Here is a 26,418-nt window from a genome sequence, read left to right as displayed (position 1 = left end):
TCTTGTTCTGATGACCAAACATCACCATATTCGATGTATCAACATCGGATATGACGACAGTGACCCAACACTTCCTCCTCTCGGCAGCCGCCCGCACCCTCTCGCTCAAGGCGATCTACAAGGGCGGCGAGGACAAGGCCTACCAGACCTTCAAGCGCCTTCGCTGGCCTGAGACGGATGGCGAGCCCGTGTGCCCTGGCTGCGGTTGCCTCGATCACTACGACATCTCGACCCGTCGTCGCTTCAAGTGCGCTGGCTGCGGCAAGCAGTTCAGCGTCACCAGCGGGACCATCTTCGCCTCGCGCAAGCTGGCCTTCACGGACCCGTGCGCCGCCGTTGCCATCTTCGTGAACGCGGTGAAGGGCCTCTCGGCCCTGCAACTCGGTCGTGACCTGTCGGTGTCCTACAAGACGGCCTTCGTCCTTGCTCACAAGCTGCGCGAGGCCCTTTCGGCTGAGACGCGCGGCTTCGGCCTTGACGGTGAGGTCGAGATCGACGGCGCGTACTTCGGCGGTTCGGTTCGTCCTGAGAACCGCAAGGAGGATCGCAAGGACCGTCGCCTCAAAGAGAACCAGAGCGGCGAGCGCCGGGTCGTCATCGTCATGCGCCAGCGCAAGGGCCGCACCCTGACGTTCGTTGCCAAGCGCGAGGCCGAGGGCGTGGCCCTGGCTCAGCAGCACGTCGCCAAGGGCTCCAAGGTCTACGCCGACGAAGCCGGTCACTGGGACGACCTGAACGTCGCCTTCCCTGACATGGGCCGCATCAACCACTCCGAGGCCTACTCGGCTGACGGTGCCAACACGAACCAAGCCGAGAGCTTCTTCGCCCGCCTGCGCCGCATGGTGTCGGGCCAGCACCACTTCGTCACCGCCCGCTACCTTCACCAGTACGCCGCCGAGGCTGCTTGGAAGGAAGACCACCGCCGCGACCCGAACGGCATCGCCTTCGCTCGCACCATCCGTCTCGCGCTCGTCTCGCCGAAGTCCTGGGCCTTCTGCGGCTACTGGCAGCGCCGCCGTACCGTGAAGGCAGCCTAATGGCAGAGTCAGTCACCATTATCCAACTCCGCGCCAAACAGGAGGAGTTGCAGGACGCCATCGCGTACCTTGAAGGGAAGCTGACGGAGGCGCGGGCCGACCTCCTCCACGTGAGCGCGGTCCTGCGGCTGTTCGAGACGAACGGCGAGGTTCAGCAGTTCCCCGCCCACGTGAACCTCTCGCGCATGTTCAGCGCGGGCGAACTGTTCGCGCTCGCTACCAAGGCGCTGACGGAGAAGGGCGGGCCGATGACGACGCGTGAGCTAGGGGCCTACGTCATCAAATCGAAGGGCTGGGATACGATTGACCCGATCCTGGGCCGGGGCGTCACCCACAAGCTCGTCTACGTGATGAGCAAGGCTCACAAGCGAGGACGCATCCAGTCGCTGGGATATGAGCGGGGCGTGCGGGTTTGGGCGCTGTTGGAGCCGTAGTTCGGCCTTTGTCTGCTTCCTAGAGCGCTATAAATTTATAGCGGTAGGTTGGAGGCCTAAACACCCTTAAAGCCCGTCAGCGGCCAACGTCGCGCAAAATCGAGGCTATCCAGCAACCGAGTGTTGACTCGGAAGCTATCAGAAGCGACACTGTTGCTTGGGTTGGGATAACTCTGCCCAAAAACGACAAAAGCCGGGGGTGCAAGCCCAGCTTTTGTCTCAACCGCACAGGCTCCGAAAGGCTTGCGGCTGTCGTTTGGTAACACGTGCATTTTATGCGCGCCTGATGGCATGTCAAGCTTTTCGGGGCCTCCCACAGGAGGCCACATGGCCAAGGCACGACATCAAGTCCCCTGTCACCGCCTCACGTTTGAGGAGGCCGTACAGGTCCAACTCCGACTCATGAATGGCGAGATCTACAGCCGCATTGCGGCTAGCTACGACGTCAATCAGGGGCGGATCGCCGACGTAAAGTTCGGCCGCCTGCATCTCGGCAGCTATGCGGAAGCGGTTCGCCGCTCCGAAGGCTAAGGGGGCGCAAAATGGCAAAATCACCCCCGCCCCGCCAGACTTCCTCAAAGGTCTCGACCCTTGCCGCAAACGTTTTAGCTGGACGAGTGACGCCCACTAAAGCGCAGGTAAAATCGCTTGCGGCGACCGCCCTGTCTCAAGATCAGACCAAGGGTCAGAAACCGAAGTAGGCAGTCGCCCACCGGATTCCTACGCGGCGGCATCTCAGATGCCGCCGTTTTCTGTTTGGGGCGGCTCCGTGTGAAACCGGACAGGAACGTCCATGCGCCCAACGGATTGGCAAAACAGGCCAAGCCGTGAGGTGTCCGTGCCCCGCTACTTTTTTGACTTCTACGGAGCCGACAAGGAATCGATATTGCGCGATTCGGTCGGTAGCGAATGCTCGGGCCGAGCCGAAGTTCGGGAAGAGGCGATGCACGCGCTGCCAGCGCTTGCCAAAGACAAGGTCCCACAGGATGGAGACACCCAAGCCTTCACGGTATCCGTTCGCAACGAGATGAACGTCACCGTCTACACGGCGACCCTGACCTATGCTGGGATATGGTTCGGTGAAGATATCCCGCCGGTTGAGGAACTAAGCGACTAGCCTGCCTCGTCGTCAGCTTTCGGCTTCTGCTTCGCGATCACTCGAAGCGGCGCCTCTGCTCCTCCGGCGTCAGCTGCTCTGCCCCGACCTTGCTCACCGCTTTAGCCAGCTTCGCTTGGGCCTCTACCGCATCCTGTGCTGCCTTGTCGGCGCGGTTCTGCGCCGTGCGTGTGACGAGCTTGGCCGATGCCACTGCCGCCTGCGCGTCAGCTACGACAGCCTGTGCGCGCTCGACGTCCGACGTCAGCTTCTCGGCGCCGAGCTTGGAGGGCGGCTTGGGCTTGGTAGGTGTATCCGCGATCGCCATTGCGTCTGACTCTCGTCGCTTCGCGATTGTGTGTCTTGAATGGCTTCGTCTTAGAAGCGCTTGCTCGCCAAGCCGTTCAGCAACAGAGTATCGCCTCCAATGCCGCAAACGTACTCCTTGGCGCTATCGGTGGTCATCTGGTGGTCGGTGAAGTGCGTCGACCTTCGTGTTCTGTTCGGGTCTCAATCGACGGGCGGGAACAACTCGATGAACCGCACGCCATCCCATAGCTCGACAGCGTGACCGTCGACCATGGACTTTGCGCGCTCTATCGCCCGATCGTCGTCTTGGACTGAAAGGCGAACCATTCCGATAACAGCCCCGGTCTTCGCAAGTAGAACGGCTCGATAAGCGGGCGGTCGTGGCTCGCTTAAGGAATCCATGCGGGATCGAGGTGGGTCGGACATCGCATCTCTCTCCTGCTGGAGGCGGGAGCGCACGACACTCTCAGCCGTCAGCGCGCCGGTTCGGTGCTGACGATGCCCGAGGGTAGTCCTCAACAGCAGGAGGAGACAGGATTATCGGCGCTATGGCCAAGGTTGGTACATAAAGCGACAGACCAGACTCAACCCGCTCACATCAAAGCTTTTTGGTGCATTTGCTCCATAAGGCCGGGGGAACGCCTATCTCGAAGCGGTGAGCCTCGACGGCACGCCGCGCGAACTCCACGCCCTGCGCCCGGACCGGATGCGGGTGGTGCCCGGCCCCGACGGCTGGCCCATCGCCTACGAGTACGCGGTGGGCAGCCGGACCCTGCGCTATGATCAGACCCGCGAGGGCGTGCCGCCGATCCTGCACCTCACCCTGTTCCACCCGGCCGACGACCATTACGGCCTTTCGCCCATGGAGGCGGCGGCGGTGGCGCTGGATATCCACAACGCCGCCGGAGCCTGGAACAAAGCGCTCCTCGACAATGCCGCGCGGCCTTCCGGGGCGCTGGTCTACGCCACGTCCAACGGCGCCACCTTGAGCGAGGCGCGGTTCACCCGCCTGAAGGGCGAGCTCGAGGCGAATTACCAGGGGGCCGCCAATGCCGGCCGGCCCCTGCTGCTGGAGGGCGGCCTCGACTGGAAGCCGCTCTCGCTCTCGCCGAAAGACATGGATTTCGTGGAGGCGAAGGCGGCCGCCGCCCGCGAGATCGCCCTGGCCTTCGGCGTGCCGCCCCTGCTGCTGGGCCTCTCCGGCGACAACACCCACGCCAACTACGCCGAGGCCAACCGTGCCTTCTACCGCCAGACGGTGATCCCCCTAGCGCGCCGCACCGCCGAGAGCCTCGCCCAATGGCTGGAACCCGCCTTCGGCCCTGCCCGCCTGGAACCCGATCTCGACGCCATCGAGGCCCTGGCGCCGGAGCGGGAATCCCTCTGGCGCCGGGTCCAGGCGGCGGACTTTCTCACGCAAGCGGAGAAGCGCGAGGCGGTGGGCTACGGGGCGGCACCCTGATGCGCTCGGTTCCCCTCCGACTTGCCTCCGGGAACCCGCCACGGACGGCCATTCCACCGGAATGGCAGGTCTAGTCCCAGCGGGCCGCCGCCTGGGCATCGGCGGCGGAATCCGCGGCCGATGCCGGGATCGGCCCGAGCCGGCACAGCCGAACGGATGCACCGTGTCGCTTGAAGCTCACACTCATGATGCCCCCCCTTTCCTCATCGCAGACCGACGACGAATGATGTCATCGACCCGCGGTGAGGAACGCGAAACCTCAATGTAGTCCTACGGTTATTCCCAATCCGGCGGCTCGTCTTGACGGGTGCGCGCCCGTTCAGGTGTCGCACCCATCGAGCCGGCGCTTCAGCGGGACTATCCGGCCCGCACGATGTCCGTCAGGATAAAATCCTCGCCCTTGAACAGCAGGACCGCATCATGGGCTTTCGCGCAGGCATAGGCGTGGCAATCGCCCATGTTGAGGGAAGCCGGATGCCGCCCCTTGCCGAAGCGCTCATAGGCGTCGATGGCGAGTTCGAACTCACGCCCGGCGATCGGAACGAGGCGGATATCCGCCTCCTCGCAGGTCAGGCGAACCCGTTCGCGGGCCGCCTCGACGCTGAAGGCGTAGCTGCGCACGAGGCCGGCGACAGTTTCCCAGAGGGAGAGCGCCGAACACAATCTGTCCGGATCGGACTCCAGGACATCCGCGAGCGCGTCGGCCTCCGCCTCGCCGGTGATGATCGCGATCAGGGCGGAGGCATCGACGAAGAGCGTCATTCTCCGCTCAGGTCGTCGAAGAACGCCTTGTCGGCGGCCCGCCCCGTGGGCTCCGGCAACGGATGACGTGCCCGTAGGGCGGCGAGGCGTTCGCGCAGCGGCACCGATGGGGTCAGGCGGTTCAGTTCGGCCGTGACGGCCCGACGCACGGCCTCGGACTTGGTGACGCCGGACGCCTTCGCGAGCTTCGCCACCAGACCCGCCGTCTCGTCGTCCTTGATGTAGAGCGGCATCCGCACCTCCGGGATATCCTCGGCATGAGGAAGATATCCCGCCGTCGCCCACCTGTCACCACACCCTCCGGGAGCCCGCCATGGACGGCCATTTCACCGGCTATGCCAGCCTGTTCGGCGTGCCCGATCTCGGCAACGACGTGGTGGCGCCCGGCGCCTTCGCGGGGAGCCTGGGCGCGCGCGGGGCCGCCGGCGTGCGGATGCTGTTCCAGCACGATCCGGCCGAGCCGATCGGGCGCTGGCTCTCCCTGCGCGAGGATGCGCGCGGGCTGCGGGTGGAGGGCCTTCTCAACCTCGCCGTCCAGCGCGGGCGCGAGGCCGACGCGCTCATGCGCGAGGGCGGTCTCGACGGATTGTCCATCGGCTTTCGGACCGTTCGGGCGAGCCCGCAGCGCGGCGGCCTGCGCCGCCTCCTGGCGGTGGATCTCTGGGAGATCTCCCTCGTCACGTTCCCGCTCCTGCCCGGCGCCCGCGCCGCCGCGCAGGGCGGGACGGTGGCGCCCCTCGCCATGGAGCTGCGCGCCTTCGCCCGCCGGCTCGCTCCGCGCGGAGCGCCGTCCGCCCGGCCCGCCGCCGTGTCCGCCTTCACCCTCCCCCATGTCGCCCAACCCGAGAGGCTCGCATGACCGTCCACGTTTCGCCCCACGCCGCTGCCGCCCCGGAGACCAAGGCCGATCCGCACCTCCCGCTGGAGAACAAGGCGGCGCGCCCCGCCTCCGACGCCGAGGTGGGCGCCGCCATGGGCGAACTCTCCCGCGCCTTCGAGGCCTTCAAGGAGACCAACGACAGCCGCCTCGCCGAACTGGAGGGCCGCCGCTCGGGCGACGTCCTCACCGAGGAGAAGCTCGCCCGCATCGACGCGGCCCTCGACAGCGCCCGGACCCGCCTCGACCGCCTGACCCTCGACGGCCGCCGGCCGCCCCTGGGCGGGGACGGGCCGAGCCGTCCGGACCCGGCGTCCGTCGAGCACAAGGCCGCCTTCGACCTCTATGTCCGGGCGGGCGAGAGCGGCGGCCTCAAGCGCCTGGAGGAGAAGGCGCTCTCGGCCGGTTCCGGCCCCGACGGCGGCTATCTCGTGCCGCAGACGGTCGAGCGCGACGTGCTGCGGCGCCTCGCCGACCTCTCGCCGATCCGGGCGCTCGCCACGGTGCGCACCATCTCCGGCGGCCTCTACAAGCGCGCCGTCTCCGCCACCGATGCCGTCTCGGGCTGAGCAGCCGAGACCGCGGCGCGGACCCAGACCGACGCTCCCACCCTCTCGGAGCTGAGCTTCCCGGCCATGGAACTCTACGCCATGCCGGCGGCGACCCAGACGCTTCTCGACGATGCCATCGTCGATATCGACGCCTGGCTCGCCGACGAGGTGGAGACGGCCTTCGCCGAACAGGAGAGCGTCGCCTTCGTCACCGGCAACGGGGTCAGCCGCCCGCGCGGCTTCCTTAGCGTGGACAACGTGGCGAATTCCGCCTGGGTCCCGGGCAAGCTCGGCTTCGTCGCCACCGGCGCGTCCGGGGCCTTCCCCACCGCCAACCCGTCCGACGTGCTGTTCGACCTCGTCTATGCCCTGCGCGCCGGCTACCGCCAGAACGCCAGCTTCGTGATGAACCGCAGGGTGCAGAGCACGATCCGCAAGATGAAGGACGCCGACGGCAACTACCTGTGGCAGCCGCCGCTCGCGGCCGACCGGGTGGCGACCCTGCTCGGCTTCCCCGTCGCCGAGGCCGAGGCGATGCCGGATGTGGCGGCCAACAGCCTGTCCATCGCCTTCGGCGACTTCAAGCGCGGCTACCTCGTCGTGGACCGCGCCGGCCTGCGCGTCCTGCGCGATCCCTACACCGCCAAGCCCTACGTGCTGTTCTACACGACCAAGCGCGTGGGCGGCGGCGTGCAGGATTTCGACGCGATCAAGCTGCTGAAGTTCGCGTGAGCGATGGCCGCCCCTCGGCTCGACACCGGCCGGGGGGCGGTCCCCGTCATACCGCGTTACCGCCGCCCCGGCCGCGCCATCCAGTCCGAGCGGTGGGAGCGCCGGAAATTCGCGGACGCCTCGCCGGAGGTGAGCTGCGCCATCTCGGCGGCGCGGGAGGTGATCCAGCCGGCATGCTGGCCGGTGGGGGTCACCGCCGTGAAGCCGCCGCAGGCGGTGCGGGCGCGCTTGTCCTGGCGCATGGCGCCGCTCGACCAGCTCACCACGCCGACGATCTGGTAGCCGCCCGGTCCGCCGCGCAGGATCGGCCCGCCGGAATCGCCGAGGCAGGCACCGGCCCCCGCCGTCTCGGCGAGCTTGCGCCGGTCGGTCACCACCGTGACCGTGTTGGCGACCTGAAGCGAGCCGATGGACACGAGATGGGCCTGGCGCAGGGTGCGGGCGGTGTTGCGGCGGTTCTCGGCCACGACGCCGAAGCCGGCGATGTCCACGGCGTCGCCGCTGTTGATGGCGCCGCCGCCGCGCGGATCGAGGGGCTGGAAATCGCCCCCCAGGGGCTCGGACAGCTTGATCAGGGCCAGATCGATGCCCGGCTGATCCTCCGGCGTGGTGCCGGGTACGAAATCGGGATGCATGGAGGCGGCGATGGCGAGGATGCGGCGCTGGCGGAACGCGCGGTCCACCGCGACCACGCTGTAGCCGGCCTGATGCATCACGCAATGGGCGGCCGTCAGGACGAGGTCCGGGCCGATCAGCGTGCCGGAGCAGATCTCGCCCTGGGTGCTCTCGATGCGGACGACGGAGGCGCGCAGGCCGTTAGGATCACGGGAGACCTCGCCGTTGATCACGGCGAAGGCCGGAGCCGGAATCAGCCCGACCAGCGCCGTGACGACGGCCCTGCGGAGCGCGGTCGCGAACATCGTGTCTCTCCCGCGCCCGGCTGAAAGCCCCGGACGTCCCTGGAATGAAGCCTAGCGTAAGGCAATCCCTCGGCCAAGCTCCCGGTTCCGTCGCAGCGAGCCCGCTCAGGGGCTCCAGTTCGTTCCAGACCCCCATTCCGCCAGCGTCCGGTCAATCCACGCCCGCTGCGGCCCCAGCAGCACCCCTTGCGAGATGCCGCCGCAGGCGCCGCCTCCGACCCAGGCCGAGACGGCGAGCGGCGGAGCGCCGGGCGCCTCCGCGATCGGCCCGCCGGAATCGCCCTGGCAGGCGCCGGATGCGCCGCCGGACGGCTTCATCCAGACCAGGATCCGGCTCTGCCCGTAGGGCTCGACCACGGGCAGCACGGCGCTGCGGAAGGTGCCGGTGGTGCGCGGCTCGCCCGGTTTCGAGACCCCGTAGCCGGCCAGGACGAGGTTCTCGCCGGCACGCGGCAGCGCGGCGCTGAGCGGGGTGGGGCGGAAGCGGCCGGGAAGCGGCGTCGCGGTGCGGACGAGGGCCAGATCGATGGAGCGCCGGCGCCCGGCGATGGCGCCGGCATCGTAGCCGGGATGGACCGCGCGGGCCGCGAGCTCGATCAGCACCGGCTGGCCCGCCTCGTCGCGAACATGCACCCGGTGCTCCGTACCGCCCCGGCGGGGGGAGGCCGCCACGCAATGGCCGGCGGTGAGCACCGCGTCCTGCGCCACCACGATGCCAGTGCACACGCCGCCGTTCGAGGACAGCACCATCACGGCCGAGCCGGCCGCCTCCGGCGCCTCCCGGCCGCCGACCACGGCGCCGGCCGGAGCGGCGGCGAGGCCGAGCAGCAGCGCGGCACCCATCGTTCGCGTGTCGAGACCCATTCCACCCGCCCCCTTCACCGCCCGCCCGGAGACGACGATGAATCCGATACGCGTCGATGCCGCCATCGTCGAGCCGGTCACCCTGGCCGACATGCGCGCCCACCTGCGCCTCGACCCGGACATTACCGCCGAGGACGGTCTGGTGGAGAGCCTGATCGCCTCGGCCCGCGCCATGGTCGAGCTGGCCACGCGGCGCGTCCTGGCGCCGGGGCGCTACCGGGTGATGCTCACGGCCTGGCCCAGGGACGGGTTCGTGCCCCTTCCCCTGAGCCCCCTCGTCGCCCTGGCGAGCGCCGGCTCGGTGGATGCGGCGGGGACCGTCACGGCCTTCGACTCCGGCCTCGTTCGCCTCGCGCCGGACACCATGGAGGCGCCGGGGCTGGTCGTCTCGCCCGCCCTTCCCGCCCTGGACCGGGCCGCCGCCTTCATCGAGGTCGATGCCGGCTATGGCGGAGCGGGTCCGCCGGTCCCCCCGGCCCTCGTCCAGGCGATCCGGCTCCTCGCCGCGCACGGGTTCGAGAACCGGGGCGACCTGCCGGTGACCTTTCCCCCGATGGTGGAGGCGCTGATCGCGCCGCACCGCCGGATGCGCCTCTAACGTACCGTTACCGGAGCCTTGTCATGACGCACCCGTCCATCGGCGCGCGGCGGCGCCGCTACGTGCTCGAACGCTTCGTCGACGACCCGGACGGGTTCGGCGGGCACCTGCGCCGGTTCGTGGCCGGGCCGCTCCTGTGGGGGACGCTGGACTCCACCGGCCAGGCCGAGCGCCTGCGCGGCGGCCGGTCCGATGCGGTGGCGACCCACCGCATCCGCATCGCCTACCGCACGGACGTCACGCCCGCCATGCGGCTCGCCTCGGGGCCACGCCGCTTCGTGATCCGCACGGCGGCGGACCCCGACGGGCGCGGGCGCGACCTCGTCTGCGAGGTCGAGGAACTGATCGACGCCCCAGCGGAGGCCCTGCCGTGAGCGACCCCCTCTCCCTTCCCGCCAACCCGCTCCTCGCCCTGCGGGCCGCCATCCTCGCCATCCTCGGCGAGGATGCGGAGCTCGGCCGGCTCATGGGCGGCCATGTCCGTATCCACGACGAGCCGCCGCGCGGCGCGGCACCCGTCTACGCCCTGTTCGGCCCGGCGGAGATGCGCGACGATTCCGTGGACGGCGCCCTGCGCCATGTCCATCGGCTCGGGCTGATCCTCTTCGCCAAACCCGGCTCCAGCCGCGGCGCCATCGAGGCCGCCGGCCGCGCCGCCGCCCTCCTGCACGAGGCGCTGCTGTCCCCCGCCGGCCATGCCCTGTCGCTCCTGCGGGTCGAATCCCTCGCTTACGCCCGTGACGAGCGCAGCGGCGAGACCCGCGCCACCCTCACCCTCCACGCCGTCACCGAGCGGCTGCCGACCTCCGATGGAGCCGCCCCATGAGTGCCCAGAAAGGCAAGGACCTCCTCATCCGGATCAGCGAGGGGACGGGCTTCACGGCGGTGGCCGGCCTGCGCGCCCGGCAGCTCGCCTTCAACGCCGAGACCGTGGACGTGACGAGCGCGGACTCCGTCGGGCGCTGGCGCGAATTGCTGGCCGGGGCGGGGGTGCGGCGCGCGGCGGTCTCGGGCTCGGGCGTCTTTCGCGATGAGACCTCCGACGAGCGCCTGCGCCGGATGTTCTTCGAGGGCACCATCGACACCCTGCAGATCGTGGTGCCGGACTTCGGCACGATCCAGGGCCTGTTCCAGATCACCAGCCTCGAGTATCGCGGCGACCATGCCGGCGAGATGACCTTCGACATGGCCCTCGATTCGGCCGGACCCCTCACCTTTACGAGCCTGTGATGGCCAACCGCAGGCGCGGAGAGGTCTCCGTCGCGATCGGAGACCGGCGCTACACCCTGTGCCTTACCCTCGGGGCCCTGGCCGAGCTGGAGGAGGCGCTGGGCGCCTCCGACCTCACCGGCCTCGCCGCCCGCTTCGCCGAACGCCGCCTCGCCAGCCGCGACCTCATCGCCCTCCTCGGCGCGACCCTGCGCGGGGGCGGCCACGACCTCGACGACGCGGCGGTGGCGCGGCTGCCGCTCACGGGCGGGATCGAGCCCATCGCCACGGCCCTCGGCGAGGCGCTCGCCGCCGCCTTCGGGGCGGAGACGCCGGACCCATCACCTCCGGACCCTTGAGCCCCACGGGCGGGATCGCGCCGGAGGCTCCCTCCGCCTTCCCGTGGGACGAGGCCATGGCCCTGGGCCTGAACGCCCTGCGCTGGAGCCCGCGCGATTTCTGGGCGGCGACGCCCCGCGAACTGATCGCCGCCGCCGGTCGCGGCGGCCGGCGCGACGCCGCCAGCGCCGCCGACCTGCGCCGGCTGATGGAAGCCTATCCCGATCCCTGAGCGGAGACAGCCATGGCCGAGAGCGAGATCGACCGCACCAATGCGGCGCGGGCGAAGCAACTGAGCACCCTGGACAGCCTGGCCCAGAAGTTCGGCGACAGCCTGAGCAAGGCCTTCACCAGCACGGTCGGCCCGGCCAGGCAGCTCGACGGGGCGCTGACCTCCCTCGTCTCGAAGCTCGCCGGCATGGCGGGCAAGGCCGTCCTCGACCCGGTGAAGGGCGGCATCGAATCCCTGGTGCGAAGCCTGATCAATTCCGGCGCCTCGACCACCGCCCTCGCCAAGGGTGGCGTGATCTCGGGTGGCGTGATCTCGGGCGGCGCGATCTCCGGCGGGCGGGTGCGCCCCTTCGCCGATGGCGGTGTCGTGGCCGCCCCCACCTACTTCCCCCTGCGCGACGGGACCGGCCTGATGGGCGAGGCCGGGCCGGAGGCGATCCTGCCGCTCACGCGGGGCAGCGACGGCCGGCTCGGCGTCGCCGGCGGCGCGGCGGGACGGCCGGTCTCCGTCACCGTCCACATCGCGACGCCGGATGCGGAGAGCTTCCGCCGCTCCGAGGCGCAGGTGGCCGCCGCCCTCGCCCGCGCCGTCGCGCGTGGCCGACGCGCGTCCTGAAGAACTCCCGCGCGGCCGGCGCGCGTCCTGGAAAAGCTCCGGCGCGGCCGGCGCGCGTCCTGACCGTCATCCTTGGAGGCCCCGATGGCCGGCGATTTCCACGAGGTCCGCTTTCCCCTCGACGTGGCCCTGCGCGGCAGCGGGGGGCCGAGCCGTCTCACCGAGATCGTGACCCTGGCCTCGGGACGCGAGCACCGTAACGGCCGCTGGGCCGATTCGCGCCGGCGCTACGATGCGGGCCTGGGCATCCGCACCCTCGACGCCCTGCACGCGGTCCTCGCCTTCTTCGAGGAGCGGCGCGGGCGCCTCTACGGCTTCCGCTTCCGCGACCGGATCGACCATCGCTCGGGGCCGCCGAGCCTGGCGGTGGGGCCGGGCGACCAGCCTCTCGGCCTCGGCGACGGGGCGACGCGGGTGTTTCCCCTCGCCAAGACCTACGGCACCGGGCCGCTGCCCTATCGCCGCCCCATCGCCAAGCCGGTGGCGGAGACCGTGCGGGTGGCGGTGGCCGGTGCGGAACTCCCGCCCTCGGCCTTCGCCTGCGACGGCACGACGGGCCTCGTGACCCTGGCGACGGCCCCCGCCGCCGGCGCGCCGGTGACGGCGGGGTTCTGGTTCGACGTGCCCGTCCGCTTCGACACCGACGATCTCAGCGTGGACCTCTCGGCCTTCACCGCCGGCGAGATCCCGAACGTACCGCTCATCGAGATCGTGCCCTGACCGGAGCGGCGTCTCCCCCAAAGGATCTGGCCATGCGCGACATCCCCGACGCCCTCGCCGCGCATCTCGCCGGCGGATCCACCACCCTGTGCCATTGCTGGTCGCTGACCCGGCGCGACGGCCTCGTCCTCGGCTTCACCGACCACGACCGCGACCTCGCCTTCTCCGGCATCACCTTCGCCGCGTGCTCCGGCCTCGAAGCCGCCGAGGCGAGCGCGGAGCTCGGTTTCGCGGTGGGCGGCGGCGAGGTGGCCGGGGCGCTGACCTCCCTCGGCATCGCCGACGAGGACGTGGCAGGCGGGCTCTACGACGCGGCCGGCGTCGAAACCTGGCTCGTGGACTGGACCGATCCGGGGACGCGCCTCCTCCTCGACATCGGCACGATCGGCGAAATCCGCCGGGCCGGGACCGCCTTCGTCGCCGAGCTGCGCGGGTTGATGGACCGCCTCGACGAGGAACGCGGCCGGACCTTCCGCGCCACCTGCGGCGCCGATCTCGGCGACGCGCGCTGCCGGGTCGATCTCGCCGATCCGCGCTACCGCACCACCGGGACCGTCCTCGCGCCGGCTCGGCCCGGCGAGATGCTGGCGGCCCTGGCCGGCGCCTTCCCCGACGGCCGCTTCACCGGCGGGCGGCTCGGCTGGAATTCGGGCGCGAATGCCGGGCTCGCCAACGACGTCCGGTCCCACGCACCGGCCGATGGCGCCGCCCGGATCGAACTCTGGCAGGAGCCGCCCCGCGCCATCACGGCCGGCGACGCTTTCACGCTCACGGCCGGCTGCGACAAGTGTCCTCGCAACCGAAGTTTGTCCGCAAAACTAGAGGGATAGCTTACTAATTTGGCGCTAGTTCGTCCGCATAATGATCTTTAGTTTGCCCGTGGCTTCACAAGCTGATTTTAGTCACGAAATTCGCTATTGAGATCTTACGGACATGGCAGTGGCGCAACCGACTACGCCCACTGGTTATGGACGCGAGACCAGGAGTTTCGGCAAGGTCCGGGACATGTCAGCATGATTTGGCGATAGCGCGCTATAACTGACAGCACATTTAATTACGAAATTGGCGAGAAAATATTCGCGATCTGACGCGGTGGTACATCATAGATTGTTCGTCTTTAAATTATTCTCAAATCTTTTTATGTTCTTTCAGGTATTTGCAAAACGCTTTAGTGTCTAAAAAATGATAAAGATGGACCTTTAAAACATCGGGTGGGCCAACCGGCTCAAGTCCATACTCATCGGCAAGGCACTGAAGACGCGCGTATCCGATTCCAGTGACGCGGCTAAGTTCATATCGTGTGATGTATCGTTTCTTGAACTGGGCAATCGATGCCAAGGGGATAAGACGGGCTACGCATCGACGCTTTACGTGCCCAGCATATTCCGCCTCGATGAAGTTACGTTCAATCAATTCGTGCACAGCAGGGGGCTGAATGTGCAGCATGGCCGCTGCTTTCTTAAATGTGGTCACGTTTTGCTTTTCAGGATCGATCAGCGAACGCACTTCATCGATATCGAGCAACAGTGCGGGGATGCCTTCGCTATCTGCTCGTTTTCCGATCCATCGAAGGCGGCGATTGAGAACGAGCTCGATGATATCTCCTGTTCGGCTCAAGGTGCGTCGACGAGTCGACAACAGGCCGTACATCTTTGGCTGCACGGAATCTACGATCACCGCGCCGTGCAGCATTCGGTCGATGAAATGTTGGATATCCGACCGCCGAAAGAGATCGCTCTTGAGGAGTTGGTTGCCTCGTGGGACCATAGGTTCGATAAGTCCCTGTCCGACAAATTGCGCTACGGTTCGGCGCGGCACGCCTAGCAGCTTTGTCAGGCCGTCCCATCCCACGCACTCTTCGACTTCACGGATAAGCACTTGCAAATCTGCGGCGGAGACGATCACTTGGCTGTCGCGAAGGTCACTTGCGTCCGCAGCAATGAGACCGGATGCTGCCATAACATTACGCAGTCGCTTTGGATCAATGCCGAAGGCATTGTGAGCCGTGCGAATGGAGTACCACGGACGTTCTGGGATGGGCTGTCCGAATAAAGATTTACGAAGATTGCTCGTCGCGTGATTAAGAATGTACTCAATTGCCTCGGATTTAAACGATGCATAGACGTCATCTTTAGCTCTGTACAACCAATTATACAAATTTCCGTAAGTCGTACTTGGCCGCCCAAGTGCACTAGCACTATCGAGATGCTTGCGGCGGACACCATCAAGGATCTCCACCGTCCCTTCCCGGCCTCGACGGAGCTTCAAGAAGCCTGCCTCGCCGGCGGCACTCTTCTCGTTCGGGGTCAGCAGGTGGCACGCGCCTGACGGCCCAAACAGGTCTGCGGTGCCAAAGGCTTCGCAAACATTTATGGCACTGGACAATGGCATTGTGTCGAAGACCGTTTCACCGCCCGCGCCATTCTCTAAGCGTCGTAGAATGTAGATCTCGAGTTCGGTTGCCAGCCTGCGCTCTACGTCGGCAAGGGTTTGGTCGAGCGTGTCAAAGGCTTGAGCTGTACAGCGTGCGAAGTCGCGAAAATTCTGAATTCCCGTTGGGGCCTTGATGATCTGTAGGGCCATTCCGTGGTGCGGGCATGATCTGACGGCTTCCAGCGACCAAGCGATCCGTTCATAGGCGCGCGATCCGGGGTGTTGGACCTCAACCCCATCGGCGCGAAGGCACGCAGGGCAGAATGCGAGCGAGGTTCGGCGCAACGCGGTCCAATAAAACTTCTCGCTCCGCAGGAACCAACCGTCGTCTGTTTGGATGAGTGCGGCGCGGCGAAGGGCCGTTTCGGGTTCGCCCGTCAAATCAGACAGCCATGCGATTCCTTGTTCTCGGCCGTAGCAGAGTTTGAGGAAGCTATATCCTAGGTCCGTACAAAAATCTGCGGCACTGGGCGCACAGTTCAGGAACGCCAAGCGCGAGACATAGCTTGTCAGAGTCTCATCGGGGTTTAGCGGTGCAACGGGATACAAGCGTGGCATTAGATCGGGTCTCATCGACGCCGTTGCGGTTTCAGGGGAGCATCGCTGCCAGCCACGTTGCGCGGAAGAAGATCGTCCGCGAAGAGGCGGGAGCAGTCGATGGCTCGCCAGTCTGGAGCGAGGAACGGATTCGCCGCGGGGCCGCAGCCGCTCAGAAAGACATAAGCTGCTGCAAACTCGGTGATGCTGAGGACTGAGATCTTGCCGATCAAAGCCTGGTCGATCGCCTGTTGAAGAAGACTGATGGCGGATCCGAGTTGATAAGAGGCCGCGTGGATGAGACGCGGTATGATCATCGTCTGCGTCCGCGAGGCTAGGGCGAGCCGCGCGATGCCCGCAAGGTGGCGAGCCAACTCCGTCAGCATTTCACAATCACGTGGCGAGACAAGGGATTCAAAAGTCACCGGGATCGTGCGGCGTTTGTCTTCGACGGACTGTTCGATGAAGGCCGTCGTGAGTGGGAGGCCGGACACGATCACGGTAACCGGCCAATTGGCATCGGTTATCAGGGACTTCAGTGTGTTCTGAATGTCGATCCGGTCTGGCTCGTTCGCCGTGAGGATGACGTTGTGCATCTCGTCGAAATGGAGAACCGTGGTTCCAAGGGCGGGCAGTCGATCGAAGACTCGCTGCCAGACGGCATGCTTCTCGAGCTTGCCAACGACCGGGTAACCGGTTGCCGCAAGCGTCTGGCGCCCCATCGCGACGAACGTGCAGGGGGTCTTGATCTTGAGGCTGATCGCCGCCCGGTTTGGCGTGACCGGATCGGCATAGCCTCGATAAGTGGGATGACGGTCGAGCAGGCGGTGGAGGGCACTGGACTTACCCGCTCCCGTTTCGCCTACCACGAGGACGATGCGACCCTCGCTGCGATTTCCAGGGCCCAGTGGCTTCGTATCGTCAACCCTGAGGAGCAGGCTCTCGGAGGCCGCTTTCAGGGCGGCCTCAAGGCGTTCATATCGCTCTGTCGTCAAGAAGCGGGAATTGATCCGCTCCTTGATCGCAAGCCGTTCATGATCCTCAGAATCAAAGGATTGGCGCAGGATATCGAGGGGATTCGTCAGTGCTTTAGTCACGTCTCGATCCGGAATGACGGTTTCTTTGGACCATGAGGTTCCCCCGGATCCGACGGCAAAGCGTCCGTCGACGGGAGGTTTTCGGGTACGACGTCGATGGCCCCGTCCAGATAGTCATTGGAGTCCGGAGCACCGGTTCCCTCTGCTGCTGAGAAGCTTGGCATGCGGAAGCCATAGCTGAGACTATCTTCGGCCTGCTGAATGACGGCGTCACTCGGAGCCGACGGGCCAATGCCAGCATAGGCTTCAGTGGCTTCGCGCAAGGTCGTGATTTCACGAACGGTCTGTTGAATGACCTGCAGCGTGGCTTCGTCGGGGTTCGTGAACCGAGCGCGGATATTGGCCAGTGTTGGCATCCACGTTGCGACCGACACATTGTCGAGACCCGGTGTGACGCAATCGACCGGGAGGTATGGGCCTTTCTCACCCATAGCGACGGAGACTGTTCCGATATCTCCATAATCGACCCGGACAGCCACAGGAACTGTTCCGCTCGCCCCCGCCGCTTTCCGACGATAAGCCTGTAGACACTCGGACTGGTACTGAAGGCCGAGGAAGCGAACTCCTTCATGATCGAGGACGCGTGTTGTCTCGATACCGAATGCGGCCCGCAGCGTGTCACGGTCCGGCGGCTGCTTGACCTTGAACAGTTCGGTCCGCGAGAGCCATTCTTCGCGTGGCGTCCGTCCCGAGAGACCCTCGTGCGGGGTGTTGTGATAGATGTCGATCAGGTACCGGCACAGGACCCAGCGGAAATCGGATTCGAAGAGATTAGCATTGCCCTCAGAATCATAGTCTCCACGCGTCACAACGTTTTCGAAGGTCCGCCCAGCGAATCGGGCCACAAGTCGCGTGTGTATCGTCCGAAAGACGCGCTCGACTCGCCCGCGTAGCCACGGAAGACCGCCAACGGTAAGGACTGGATGTGCACCGATCATCATGACAGCAAGCCGAAATCGCTTGTTCGCGAACGAAGGGCCGCCGTCGGTGACAACAGTTTCTGGCGTTCCGCACATATCCCACGGCGTCAGCGAGCCGATGCTGTCGGCAAAGCGCCCCTTATCAACGAGCGCCATACGGAGAGCGGCGAGCGCGTTGTCAGACGATGCTGTCGCGGCGAGGCTAAGGCCAACGATGCATCGCGTGGCGCAACATATGACAACACACAGATGGCATTTCATGCGGGCAATGCGATCACGCTGCTCAAGCGTCAGGCTCAACCAAACGCCCGCTTCAATGGCCAGCAGCATCAGCGGGACCTCCCATTCGTCCATCTCCAGACGTTCATAAGGGCGGGTCACGTCGGGGCCGCTCGAGACAATCCGGAATTTGGCCTTTGCAGCAGCCTCTCCGAATCGTTTGGCGACCACCTCATAGGCGTCGAGATCGCGTATCCGCTTGTTGAACCAGCGCGTTGACGGCATCGGCAGCGGCTCAAGACCGGCCTGAGCACGGTTTGCGTTCAGGTCTGCAAGGTCCCGTTCCATGTCGTCATAGAGTTCAGTCCGCGAGGGCCGATCGCGGCTGGCGAACCGCGTCGTGTTCTTAATCGCAAGCAACCGAACGTCAGCGTGGATGACGGGCGCGCGGGAACCGCAATTCCCATAGCGGGGCGCCAAAGCAATTGGATCGTAGGCTGCTCCCCTCAGCCGGGCCAGCCAATCGCGGGTTGCTTTCGGCCCAACCACCCGTCGAACTGTGCGTTCGCTGCCGCCACGAGGCTTCCTGAGTTTGCCGTCCTTTGTCCGCTGCATGGGATTGTCGAGATGCTCAACCTCCGTCTCGATCTCGGGAAGGCAGCCTTTGAGGCTCTCGTCCGACAATGTCGTCCGTCCTTCAGCAATCCGCTGCAGAACTTTGCTGCAGACGGTCATACGGAACAGGATCGTTGCTTGGACCTGATTGCTGAGGTCAGCGATGTACGTCGTCCCCGCCTGCAGACGGGCCTTGACGCGGTCGGGGTTGAACCAGCCGGAATGATACCGATAGGTTCGATCACGTCTCACCGCATCGAACTGTTCGAACGTGAACCCCTCGGTGATGTCCGGCTCATTGACGCGGGTAAAAAGGTAGCCCGTCTCCGTGGTCGCAATCCATCGATACTCATGTCCGCGGATCACATGGAGATCCTCCGGGTGGTGTCGCAGGAGCGCGTGCGCGCGAAAGCCTGGAAGCCGGCTCATGCTGCGACTCCCTGAGCAAGAGTTGGCGCGCGGACGACACGAAGCTGATAGTCGATCCGCTGCAGTCCGATGGGAATGAGCACTTCACGATCGATCAGCCTGACACAGGCGCTGAACGCGCGTGCCGCGATGCCAGTCGCCTTGACGAGGTCGTCGATTGTGATGATGCCGTTGAGCGTGTCGACAAGGGTGATGACTACAGCCTCGGCATCAGGATCCGGGTCCCGGCGTACGGCATGAATCAGTTTGGCGTTGTGGACCGTATCTCGATCAAAATTCTTTTCGGTGACGAGGAGAACTTTGTCGGCCGTCGATGGAGGAATGTGACGAGCGATTTGCCGTAAGGTCGCCTTCAGATCCTTGGCTTCCGCACGACGTGAGGGTTTGACAGCGACGAGGATGCGCGTCCCCTCCGTTGTCGTGAACAGAAAGTCAAAGGTGTGCCGTCGCGAACGGCCCTGAGCGTCTTCGTAATCGATGGCTGGCGGTTGCTCCAAGACATCCGCGATGCGCCGGTCAGCGAGAGCGATATAGGCGACGTTCGCTTCAAGGTTGCTCTCGAGCCGGATTTCCCGGGGAGGCGTTCCGGCAATGATCGTAACGCGCGCGCTGCCTCTCGAAGGGCGGATTGTTGATCGCGATGCGCGACTATCTTCAGGAGCGCAAGCGTAGGCCGAAGTCTTTGCGGTGGTCATGGTCTTCCTCGTCATGCAGGGGTTCAAAGCAGCCAGCCGATCTCGTCCGCTCAGGGCGGTTGGTTGGCCGTTCATTTGCGTGAGGAAGTTGTGACGGACTGCTCGCTACAGTGAGGCGCGGCAATTCCCAGGTCTCTTGCGTCACACTAGCCAAAGTGCGACTCTTTCGACCGTGAGAGCTCTCTGCGATTCGTTCGCAGAGAGCTGACACAACATCCGGTTGGGTGGGTGTTCCGACGCGTTTTTTGTGGTGGACGTCGGGAGCTAAGTCTTCACCGATGGGGGCGTCCGATTGGTACTCGGACGCTCCCTGGTGAGATGACCCTTTGAGTATGCTAATATTTGCCTTCACTGGTTGCGGAGCGCTGAACGCAGCGGCCCTTCTTCGAGTAGTAAAGCTGAATCATCGATCTTTTGGAAGCGGAGGCTTCAATTCGCATCGAACTCACCGATCCGAATCGGATGCCTTTGCAGCGATTCGCAGTTAGATTTCAGGACATTAGCGAAATTGCCGTAACCCACTGGTCGGACTCGCGAATCGCAAGTGAATCGCTCAATCCATGAGTGAATCGCTCTTTAGCGAAGCACGTAACGCTGAGGCCTACTCGACCAAGTGACGATCCGTTATCAATCGTGAGGTGGGTTGGAATGGGCTTAAAACTGCTCTGCTCATACGAGCGCAAACGACGGGGCTCATCGCGATTCTGCATGATGAGGATCGCAATGAAGACGACGCCCATCTGCGCGAGAAGATAAAGGGCTAGATAGACATGCCATCGCGCAAGTTCCTGCCCCAGTGTTTCGATGGCTTCATTGGCGGCGACTTGGATCGTTTGGGCGATCGCAATCGCCTGCGCGTCGCTGAGCCCGGTCGCCTGCAGGTTCGAGGCGTGATTGGAGGGGGCCATGATCTTACAACCGCCCTGAAAAGCGGTCGTAGGGCGTAACCTGCACAATTGGGATGTCGACCTCGTATCCGTAGATTTCGAGACGAAGCCAAGCCAGTTCACTCGCGACATCCGCTTCAGGTACGTCCTTGTACCAGCACTTCAGGTTGCTTGTGGCGCCATCGTCCCACCGATACCGCCGAGCCTTCAAACTGCCCTTGACCTCGAAGGGAGCCCGAACGGCTTTCAGGCGGTAGACAGGTTCGAAGGCTCTTTCGAGGAGAAAGCTGAATCCTGTCCGTCCCGATTGCGGGAGTGGGCGAGCCATAACCTCCAACGTCGCTTGGCAATCATCAACGGCGCGATGTGCTCCGTATATGAAGCCAAGATCAGCCGCGATGTAGCAAAGCTTGCTACCCATCCCCTCGTCTGCCCATGGGATTTGCGTCAATGAACAGCCCCACGGCTTCTTGGCTAGGGCTGGGCATACATCCTCGGCGAAGCGGCGATCAAAATTGCTGTTGTGAGCGATGACTAAGTCAGCTTCCGCAACAATCTCGTCGACGCGGACCCTATTGATCATCCGCCCCTGGACCATCGCCCCATCGATTCCGGTCAGCCTCGTGATCTCTGGGAGGATTGGGCCAAACGGCTCTTGAAACGATCCGTAGGGGGTTCCCGCTTCTGTGATCGTCCCATCCACAGTGTACTGGAAGGGCAACAGGCCGATCTCGATCACTTCGTGGTATGCGGGATCGAGACCGGTGGTCTCAAGGTCGATGATGAGGCCGTTCCTGACCTCTGCATCGCCTGGTTGACTGAACGTGCGGCGGGGTTTGTGACGACGAAGTACGCGATAGTTGCTGTTCCGTTCCAGAGCGGTAGCGATGAGTTCCGGATCTATATCGAGCATCGTTTTTGCCTTTCGGGTTATTCCGATTGGCAGAATGTATCTGATTCGAATCAAAACGATACAAATTGTATCTTTTTGAATCATCACTTTTTCGTGATCTGGGGCAAAAGCTGTGGATAGGCGATTGCTTAAGGCTGGACGGGCAGCGCTTGGATGGTCGCAGTCCGAGCTCGCTGACCAAGCTGGCGTGCAGCGGTTGGTTGTAGCCCGCTATGAAAATGGGACTCAAACTCCGCACCCCACGACGATGATCAAGTTAGTAAAAGCATTGAGTGATTGTGGGGTTGACGAGATCAAACTTGCCGATGGGTCCGTAGGCATCATCCTCAGAGCCGAGGCTTTCGCTGCTGAGGCAGAGGGCATTTTACGAGATAAATAACCCGGAACACATTGGATCCTGATATTTAAATTGATATATCATACTTAATAATTAATATTTAGTGGCCCCGCTACGTTCTAATTTGACATCATGCAAGATCACGTAGACCGCTCGGTCTGATAAGGCCCGCGTCGATTGCCAGCCACACCAGATGTGCGTCATTTCGGGCTCCCAGCTTCGCCTTAACGCCATAGTGGTAGTTCTGGATCGTTTTCGGGCTGAGGTTCAAAGCTTTGGCAATGGCCTCCGTCGACATACCGGATGCCACGAGCTGAAGCACCTCTACTTCTCGAGGGCCAAGCTCGCTCAGCATGGAGCGTTTGCCGCCAAGACATTCCGCGGCAAGCTCCTGAGCGATGTCGGCGCTGACCGCCTGTCCTCCACGTGCCACGAGGGCAACCGATCGGACCAGTTCCTCGGGTGCGCTACTCTTGGTAACGTAGCCTGATGCTCCCGCCTCGAAAGCTTTAAGTGCGAATGATGCACCCTGATGCATGGTAAACACCAGCACGCGGGCACGTGAGTCCCATTGGCGGATGTGCCGCACCGCCTCAAGGCCGCTCGGTCCCGGCAGCGCCAGATCCATGATCACCATCGTCGGGCAGCTTGCCTTGTAGGCCCGGTAGGCCTCGGCCGCTGTCTCAGCCTCGGCCACGACGCGATATCCCGGCTGACGCTCCAGCAGGCGACGGTACCCCTCCCGCACGACCGGATGGTCATCCACGAGCAGGATCGCAATCTCGGTCACGCTGCGATTCCTTTAAACTTCAAATCTGGAAGTGTCGTCCACTCGGTCCGGACTGTAGGTTGAGTTGCCTCGTTCGGACACGGAATTGTCGCTTCGATCCGTACGCCGCCGTCGGCTGGGGCGATGGTCAGGGTCCCGCCCAGCGCTGCGATCCGCTCACGAATGCCGAGCACGCCCTGACCGCTGCCGGTCTCCACGAGCACTGCGTCGCCCCCTCCATCGTCCACGACCCCAAGCATCACCATCTCCGGCATCCGAACGACGCTCACGTCCACTTGGGTCGGTCGCCCGTGGCGAACGGCGTTGGTCAGGCACTCCTGCACAATTCGGTAGATGCTGAGAGCGGTCGGTCCGCTCAATGTGGAGAGGTCACCAGCGAAGCTCAGGCTGAAGGCGGCGGGCGCCGCGTTTCGTCTCTCCCAGGTGGAGACGAGGCGGCGCAGACCGTGCTCTAGGCCGAACTCATCAAGGTCTGGAGGGCGCAGACGTGCAAGCGCCCCTTTCAGCGTACCCATCATGTGACGGGTAATCCGGCTGATCGAGCGGGCGTCCTCACGCAACTCTGGACGATCGCCCGCTTCGGCCTCGATGGCGCTCGCCAAGGCTCCCGTAGCGGTCAGACATTGCCCAAACTCGTCGTGGAGATCCCGGGCGAGGGCGCGCCGCTCCTCTTCTTGAACGGCAAAGAGGCGCTGCGTCAGCGCCGTCCGCTCCGCTGTCGTTTGACGGAGCCGCTCGCTCAGGGCGTTTACGGCGCGAGCGATGCGGTCGAACTCCCCGGCCCGGAAGCGGGGCAAGCGGGTGGAATGATTGCCTTCCTCCATCCTGCTCAGGCTCCGAGTGATGATCTGGGCCGGCCGCAAGGCGATGCCGATTACGAAGATTGCTAGGAGTGCGATGCCACCTGCCATGGCAGCGGCGGCGGCCATGAGCACCCGCACCTGTCGCCAAACCTGGCGAACTGCTGCACCTCGGTCGGGGGTGGTGAGAACGACCCCCGCTTCCTTGCGGTTGAGGGTCACCACGCGACGGATCGGTTCTATCTCGCCGAATGCGACTCGATAGAGCCATTCGAACCAGGCGGGGGCGGGCCCACCCGCTGTTTCCAAGCCGCTGCACTGCTGGAGCGTAGCCTCGCCCTCCCAGGTCAGGGCAACGCAGTTCCCGGGATTAATGAACCGAAGCGTGTGCGAGCTGCGCCAGTCCGGGAAGGCATACTTCGCGAGCCGCCCGGTGCTGCCCCGCCATGTCAGCTCACGCCAAGCGAGTTCCTGCGCTTCTCGCACGACGCGGTCGGCCGATGCCGCGGTTTCCGCACGGATCCCCTCGTGCACCTCGGCAATCACCCAGGCAGTGGCGCACGCCAGGCACAGGAGCACCACTGCCATGATGCGAAGGATCAATCCGATGAGCAGGCTCATGCCTTAACGTTCCTCGCTTCCGGTGGGAAGGAGGCACGGAACGGCCGGAGGCTGGCAAGTGGCGAAGGACATGATCGGGCAAAATGCCCGGCCCACGACGGGGATTTTGCCGTACCCCGAGGCCGGCATGGCCAATACCTTCCTATCGGCTGGGCTGCTCCGCGAGACGAGCGAAGAAAGCAGCCGGCGACCGGAGGAAATCCATGAGACACGCTTGCCTACTTGGCCTGGGCTTCGCCGTGGCAAATGCCACTGCCGGCGTCGCCAACGACGACGTGCTGAAGCGCAGCCAGGATCCCAACCAGCAGGTGCTGCAGACGATCGATTATGCCAACACCCGCTACTCGAAGCTTGACCAAATCAACGCCGGCAACGTGAAAAACCTGCAGGTCGCCTGGAACTTTTCAACCGGTGTCCTACGCGGTCACGAAGGCTCGCCCCTGGTCATCGGCGACGTGATGTACGTCCACACCCCCTTTCCGAACATCGTCTACGCCCTCGATCTCAACAACGACGGCAAGATTATCTGGAAATATGAACCCAAGCAGGATTCGGCCGTGATCCCGGTCATGTGCTGCGACACGGTCTATCGCGGCTTGGCCTATGCAGATGGGGCCATCATCTTGCACCAGGCCGACACAACCCTGCTCTCGCTGGATGCCAAGTCCGGTAAGGTGAACTGGTCCGTCAAGAACGGAGACTCGAAGATCGGCGAGACCAACACCGCTACGGTGCTGCCGGTGAAAGACAAGATCATCGTCGGGATCTCCGGCGCTGAGTACGGGATCCGCGGCCACATCACCGCTTACGACGCGAAGACGGGCAACCGCGTCTGGCGCGGCTACAGTGTCGGGTCGGACGAGGACATGATCGTTGATCCGGCTAAGACGACCTCGCTTGGCAAGCCAATCGGCAAGGATTCCTCCCTGAAGAGTTGGGAGGGCGACCAGTGGAAGACTGGAGGCGGCGCGACCTGGGGCTGGTACTCCTACGACCCGAAACTCGACCTCATTTATTACGGCACCGCCAATCCTTCGACCTGGAACCCCAAGCAGCGTCCGGGCGACAACAAGTGGACCATGGCGATCTTCGCCCGCAATCCCGACACGGGCATGACCAAGTGGGTCTACCAGATGACCCCGCACGACGAGTGGGACTACGACGGCATCAACGAGATGATCCTCACGGATCAGAAGATCAACGGCAAGGATCGTCCGCTCCTTACCCACTTCGACCGTAACGGCTTCGCTTACACCCTGGACCGCGCCACGGGTGAGGTGTTGGTGGCCGAGAAGTTCGATCCTGTGGTGAACTGGGCATCCAAGATCGATTTGGACAAGGCGTCGCCGACCTACGGCCGCCCGCTCGTTCAGGCCAAGTTCTCCACCGATCAGAACGGTGAGGACACGAACACGAAGGGCGTCTGCCCCGCCGCCCTCGGCACCAAGGACCAGCAGCCCGCTGCATTCTCGCCAAAGACCCAACTGTTCTACGTGCCCACCAACCACGTCTGCATGGACTACGAGCCGTTCCGGGTGTCCTACACCCCCGGCCAGCCCTATGTCGGTGCGACACTGGCTATGTACCCGGCCCCCAACAGCCACGGCGGCATGGGCAACTTCATTGCCTGGGACAACCTCGCTGGTAAGATCAAGTGGTCGAACCAGGAGCAGTTTTCGGTATGGTCGGGTGCGCTCGCCACCGCCGGTGATGTGGTGTTCTATGGGACCCTCGAAGGCTACCTGAAGGCCGTCGATGCGAAGACCGGCAAGGAACTCTACAAGTTCAAGACCGCCTCCGGCATTATCGGCAACGTGATGACCTACACTCATAAGGGCAAGCAGCACCTCGCCATCCTGTCAGGTGTCGGAGGCTGGGCCGGCATCGGCCTCGCGGCGGGCCTGACTGACCCGAACGCCGGCCTCGGCGCGGTGGGCGGCTACGCTGCCTTGTCGAGCTATACCAACCTCGGCGGTCAGTTGACGGTCTTCACGCTGCCGAACTGAACAACATCGGCTCGATGCATCCGCTCGGTTGGGGCGGATGCAAACAGTGTTCTCCCGCGCAGTGACCGCTGTCCGGAAGAATGGCGTGTCGCCCTCGCGCCAACGATGAAGAGGGTTATTTGCGACATTAACTGATCCGAACCTCCGCGCAGCGTAAGTCCTCCACCTTGTTGTCGTGCGGAAATGGATCGGCGGGCTTTCGAGCCCGCCTTTTTTATGGCTGGTCAGCCCCCATTGAAGTGGTCCGCCCTTTAGTATGGCTTTTGAGCCTGGAGGACGGACAGAATGGCAAAGCACCCGAAGCCTGAGGAGATTGTCGCCAAGCTACGGCAGGCGGATGTGCTGATCTCACAGGGCCAGAG

General features: G+C 64.4%; 29 protein-coding genes and 2 pseudogenes. 18 read left to right on the top strand and 13 right to left on the bottom strand.

All coding sequences use genetic code 11. From position 1 onward, the window contains the following. Positions 1–59: 59 nt before the first annotated feature. From MKK51_RS04085 to MKK51_RS04070, 4 genes are all read left to right on the top strand, one after another. Positions 60–1,037, top strand: a complete 978-nt coding sequence (locus MKK51_RS04085; protein ID WP_243975133.1) for an IS1595 family transposase — start codon at positions 60–62, stop codon at positions 1,035–1,037. Continuing rightward, positions 1,037–1,471, top strand: a complete 435-nt coding sequence (locus tag MKK51_RS04080) for a hypothetical protein (RefSeq protein ID WP_243975132.1) — start codon at positions 1,037–1,039, stop codon at positions 1,469–1,471. The genes MKK51_RS04085 and MKK51_RS04080 overlap by 1 nt, the downstream gene beginning before the upstream one ends. A gap of 327 nt (positions 1,472–1,798) precedes the next feature. Next, positions 1,799–2,002 (top strand): hypothetical protein, encoded by a 204-nt coding sequence (locus MKK51_RS04075; protein ID WP_243975131.1) that lies wholly within the window; start codon positions 1,799–1,801, stop codon positions 2,000–2,002. A 307-nt stretch (positions 2,003–2,309) separates the two neighbouring features. Continuing rightward, a complete protein-coding gene (locus tag MKK51_RS04070) occupies positions 2,310–2,588 on the top strand; it encodes a DUF6894 family protein (RefSeq protein ID WP_243975130.1) in 279 nt (92 codons plus the stop codon). 37 nt (positions 2,589–2,625) lie between these two features. Here the strand turns inward: MKK51_RS04070 and MKK51_RS04065 are convergent, their stop codons facing one another. Continuing rightward, positions 2,626–2,895 (bottom strand): hypothetical protein, encoded by a 270-nt coding sequence (locus tag MKK51_RS04065; protein WP_243975129.1) that lies wholly within the window; start codon positions 2,893–2,895, stop codon positions 2,626–2,628. Between the two features lie 615 nt (positions 2,896–3,510). Here MKK51_RS04065 and MKK51_RS04060 point away from each other — a divergent pair. Then, positions 3,511–4,338: pseudogene (locus MKK51_RS04060) on the top strand (phage portal protein); the annotation flags it as partial. 357 nt (positions 4,339–4,695) lie between these two features. Here MKK51_RS04060 and MKK51_RS04055 read toward each other — a convergent pair. Continuing rightward, on the bottom strand, positions 4,696–5,100 hold the full coding sequence (locus MKK51_RS04055; protein WP_243975128.1) for a type II toxin-antitoxin system VapC family toxin: 405 nt from the start codon (positions 5,098–5,100) through the stop codon (positions 4,696–4,698). Then, positions 5,097–5,333, bottom strand: coding sequence for a type II toxin-antitoxin system VapB family antitoxin (locus MKK51_RS04050; RefSeq protein WP_243975127.1), 237 nt, complete (start codon positions 5,331–5,333; stop codon positions 5,097–5,099). The genes MKK51_RS04055 and MKK51_RS04050 overlap by 4 nt, the downstream gene beginning before the upstream one ends. An 80-nt stretch (positions 5,334–5,413) precedes the next feature. Here MKK51_RS04050 and MKK51_RS04045 point away from each other — a divergent pair, with 80 nt between their 5' ends. Both MKK51_RS04045 and MKK51_RS04040 read left to right on the top strand, forming a co-directional pair. Beyond that, on the top strand, positions 5,414–5,959 hold the full coding sequence (locus MKK51_RS04045; protein WP_243975126.1) for an HK97 family phage prohead protease: 546 nt from the start codon (positions 5,414–5,416) through the stop codon (positions 5,957–5,959). Next, positions 5,956–7,260 (top strand): annotated as a pseudogene (locus MKK51_RS04040) (phage major capsid protein). The gene MKK51_RS04045 and the pseudogene MKK51_RS04040 overlap by 4 nt, the downstream one beginning before the upstream one ends. A gap of 56 nt (positions 7,261–7,316) precedes the next feature. Here the strand turns inward: MKK51_RS04040 and MKK51_RS04035 are convergent. Next, on the bottom strand, positions 7,317–8,180 hold the full coding sequence (locus MKK51_RS04035) for a S1 family peptidase (RefSeq protein WP_243975125.1): 864 nt from the start codon (positions 8,178–8,180) through the stop codon (positions 7,317–7,319). A 105-nt stretch (positions 8,181–8,285) separates the two neighbouring features. Next, entirely contained in the window at positions 8,286–9,044 is a 759-nt protein-coding gene (locus MKK51_RS04030; protein ID WP_243975226.1) for a S1 family peptidase, read from the bottom strand. Positions 9,045–9,081: 37 nt separating this feature from the next. On the opposite strand from MKK51_RS04030, the gene MKK51_RS04025 reads away from it, so the two are divergent. From MKK51_RS04025 to MKK51_RS03985, 9 genes are all read left to right on the top strand, one after another. Continuing rightward, on the top strand, positions 9,082–9,642 hold the full coding sequence (locus MKK51_RS04025) for a phage head-tail connector protein (RefSeq protein ID WP_243975124.1): 561 nt from the start codon (positions 9,082–9,084) through the stop codon (positions 9,640–9,642). Positions 9,643–9,665: 23 nt separating this feature from the next. Continuing rightward, on the top strand, positions 9,666–10,016 hold the full coding sequence (locus MKK51_RS04020; RefSeq protein ID WP_243975123.1) for a phage head closure protein: 351 nt from the start codon (positions 9,666–9,668) through the stop codon (positions 10,014–10,016). Beyond that, on the top strand, positions 10,013–10,468 hold the full coding sequence (locus MKK51_RS04015; protein WP_243975122.1) for a DUF3168 domain-containing protein: 456 nt from the start codon (positions 10,013–10,015) through the stop codon (positions 10,466–10,468). Before MKK51_RS04020 ends, MKK51_RS04015 begins: the two co-directional genes overlap by 4 nt. Further along, the gene (locus MKK51_RS04010; RefSeq protein WP_243975121.1) at positions 10,465–10,872 is read left to right on the top strand and encodes a phage major tail protein, TP901-1 family; all 408 of its coding nucleotides are present in this window, start codon (positions 10,465–10,467) and stop codon (positions 10,870–10,872) included. The genes MKK51_RS04015 and MKK51_RS04010 overlap by 4 nt, the downstream gene beginning before the upstream one ends. Further along, on the top strand, positions 10,872–11,210 hold the full coding sequence (locus MKK51_RS04005) for a gene transfer agent family protein (protein ID WP_243975120.1): 339 nt from the start codon (positions 10,872–10,874) through the stop codon (positions 11,208–11,210). The genes MKK51_RS04010 and MKK51_RS04005 overlap by 1 nt, the downstream gene beginning before the upstream one ends. Next, positions 11,207–11,422, top strand: coding sequence for a phage tail assembly chaperone (locus MKK51_RS04000; protein WP_243975119.1), 216 nt, complete (start codon positions 11,207–11,209; stop codon positions 11,420–11,422). Before MKK51_RS04005 ends, MKK51_RS04000 begins: the two co-directional genes overlap by 4 nt. Positions 11,423–11,434: 12 nt before the next feature. Then, on the top strand, positions 11,435–12,037 hold the full coding sequence (locus tag MKK51_RS03995; RefSeq protein WP_243975118.1) for a phage tail tape measure protein: 603 nt from the start codon (positions 11,435–11,437) through the stop codon (positions 12,035–12,037). An 84-nt stretch (positions 12,038–12,121) separates the two neighbouring features. After that, positions 12,122–12,757: a DUF2460 domain-containing protein gene (locus MKK51_RS03990; protein WP_243975117.1), complete on the top strand. Its 636-nt coding sequence runs from the start codon at positions 12,122–12,124 to the stop codon at positions 12,755–12,757. A 32-nt stretch (positions 12,758–12,789) separates the two neighbouring features. Next, entirely contained in the window at positions 12,790–13,587 is a 798-nt protein-coding gene (locus tag MKK51_RS03985) for a DUF2163 domain-containing protein (RefSeq protein WP_243975116.1), read from the top strand. Between the two features lie 298 nt (positions 13,588–13,885). On the opposite strand, the gene MKK51_RS03980 is transcribed toward MKK51_RS03985, so the two are convergent. From MKK51_RS03980 to MKK51_RS03955, 6 genes are all read right to left on the bottom strand, one after another. Beyond that, the gene (locus tag MKK51_RS03980; RefSeq protein ID WP_243975115.1) at positions 13,886–15,748 is read right to left on the bottom strand and encodes a TniQ family protein; all 1,863 of its coding nucleotides are present in this window, start codon (positions 15,746–15,748) and stop codon (positions 13,886–13,888) included. A gap of 11 nt (positions 15,749–15,759) precedes the next feature. After that, on the bottom strand, positions 15,760–16,824 hold the full coding sequence (locus MKK51_RS03975; protein ID WP_243975114.1) for an AAA family ATPase: 1,065 nt from the start codon (positions 16,822–16,824) through the stop codon (positions 15,760–15,762). Continuing rightward, entirely contained in the window at positions 16,821–19,007 is a 2,187-nt protein-coding gene (locus tag MKK51_RS03970; protein ID WP_243975113.1) for a Mu transposase C-terminal domain-containing protein, read from the bottom strand. The genes MKK51_RS03975 and MKK51_RS03970 overlap by 4 nt, the downstream gene beginning before the upstream one ends. Beyond that, positions 19,004–19,702 carry a TnsA endonuclease N-terminal domain-containing protein gene (locus MKK51_RS03965; RefSeq protein ID WP_243975112.1) on the bottom strand — a complete coding sequence of 233 codons (699 nt, stop codon included), beginning with the start codon at positions 19,700–19,702 and terminating at the stop codon, positions 19,004–19,006. The genes MKK51_RS03970 and MKK51_RS03965 overlap by 4 nt, the downstream gene beginning before the upstream one ends. Positions 19,703–20,193: 491 nt before the next feature. Continuing rightward, positions 20,194–20,610 (bottom strand): hypothetical protein, encoded by a 417-nt coding sequence (locus MKK51_RS03960; protein WP_243975111.1) that lies wholly within the window; start codon positions 20,608–20,610, stop codon positions 20,194–20,196. Positions 20,611–20,614: 4 nt separating this feature from the next. Then, entirely contained in the window at positions 20,615–21,586 is a 972-nt protein-coding gene (locus MKK51_RS03955) for a 3'-5' exonuclease (protein ID WP_243975110.1), read from the bottom strand. A gap of 28 nt (positions 21,587–21,614) precedes the next feature. Here MKK51_RS03955 and MKK51_RS27510 point away from each other — a divergent pair, with 28 nt between their 5' ends. Beyond that, positions 21,615–21,881 (top strand): helix-turn-helix transcriptional regulator, encoded by a 267-nt coding sequence (locus tag MKK51_RS27510; protein WP_409565610.1) that lies wholly within the window; start codon positions 21,615–21,617, stop codon positions 21,879–21,881. 88 nt (positions 21,882–21,969) lie between these two features. Here the strand turns inward: MKK51_RS27510 and MKK51_RS03950 are convergent, their stop codons facing one another. Continuing rightward, entirely contained in the window at positions 21,970–22,629 is a 660-nt protein-coding gene (locus tag MKK51_RS03950; RefSeq protein WP_243975108.1) for a response regulator transcription factor, read from the bottom strand. Continuing rightward, the gene (locus MKK51_RS03945) at positions 22,626–24,050 is read right to left on the bottom strand and encodes a histidine kinase (protein WP_243975107.1); all 1,425 of its coding nucleotides are present in this window, start codon (positions 24,048–24,050) and stop codon (positions 22,626–22,628) included. The genes MKK51_RS03950 and MKK51_RS03945 overlap by 4 nt, the downstream gene beginning before the upstream one ends. A gap of 203 nt (positions 24,051–24,253) precedes the next feature. Here MKK51_RS03945 and MKK51_RS03940 point away from each other — a divergent pair, with 203 nt between their 5' ends. After that, positions 24,254–26,056 (top strand): methanol/ethanol family PQQ-dependent dehydrogenase, encoded by a 1,803-nt coding sequence (locus MKK51_RS03940; RefSeq protein WP_243975105.1) that lies wholly within the window; start codon positions 24,254–24,256, stop codon positions 26,054–26,056. The last annotated feature ends 362 nt before the right edge of the window (positions 26,057–26,418 follow it).

Source organism: Methylobacterium sp. E-045 (assembly GCF_022829685.1).
GTDB lineage: Bacteria > Pseudomonadota > Alphaproteobacteria > Rhizobiales > Beijerinckiaceae > Methylobacterium.
This window is presented reverse-complemented; position numbering and strand designations above follow the sequence as displayed.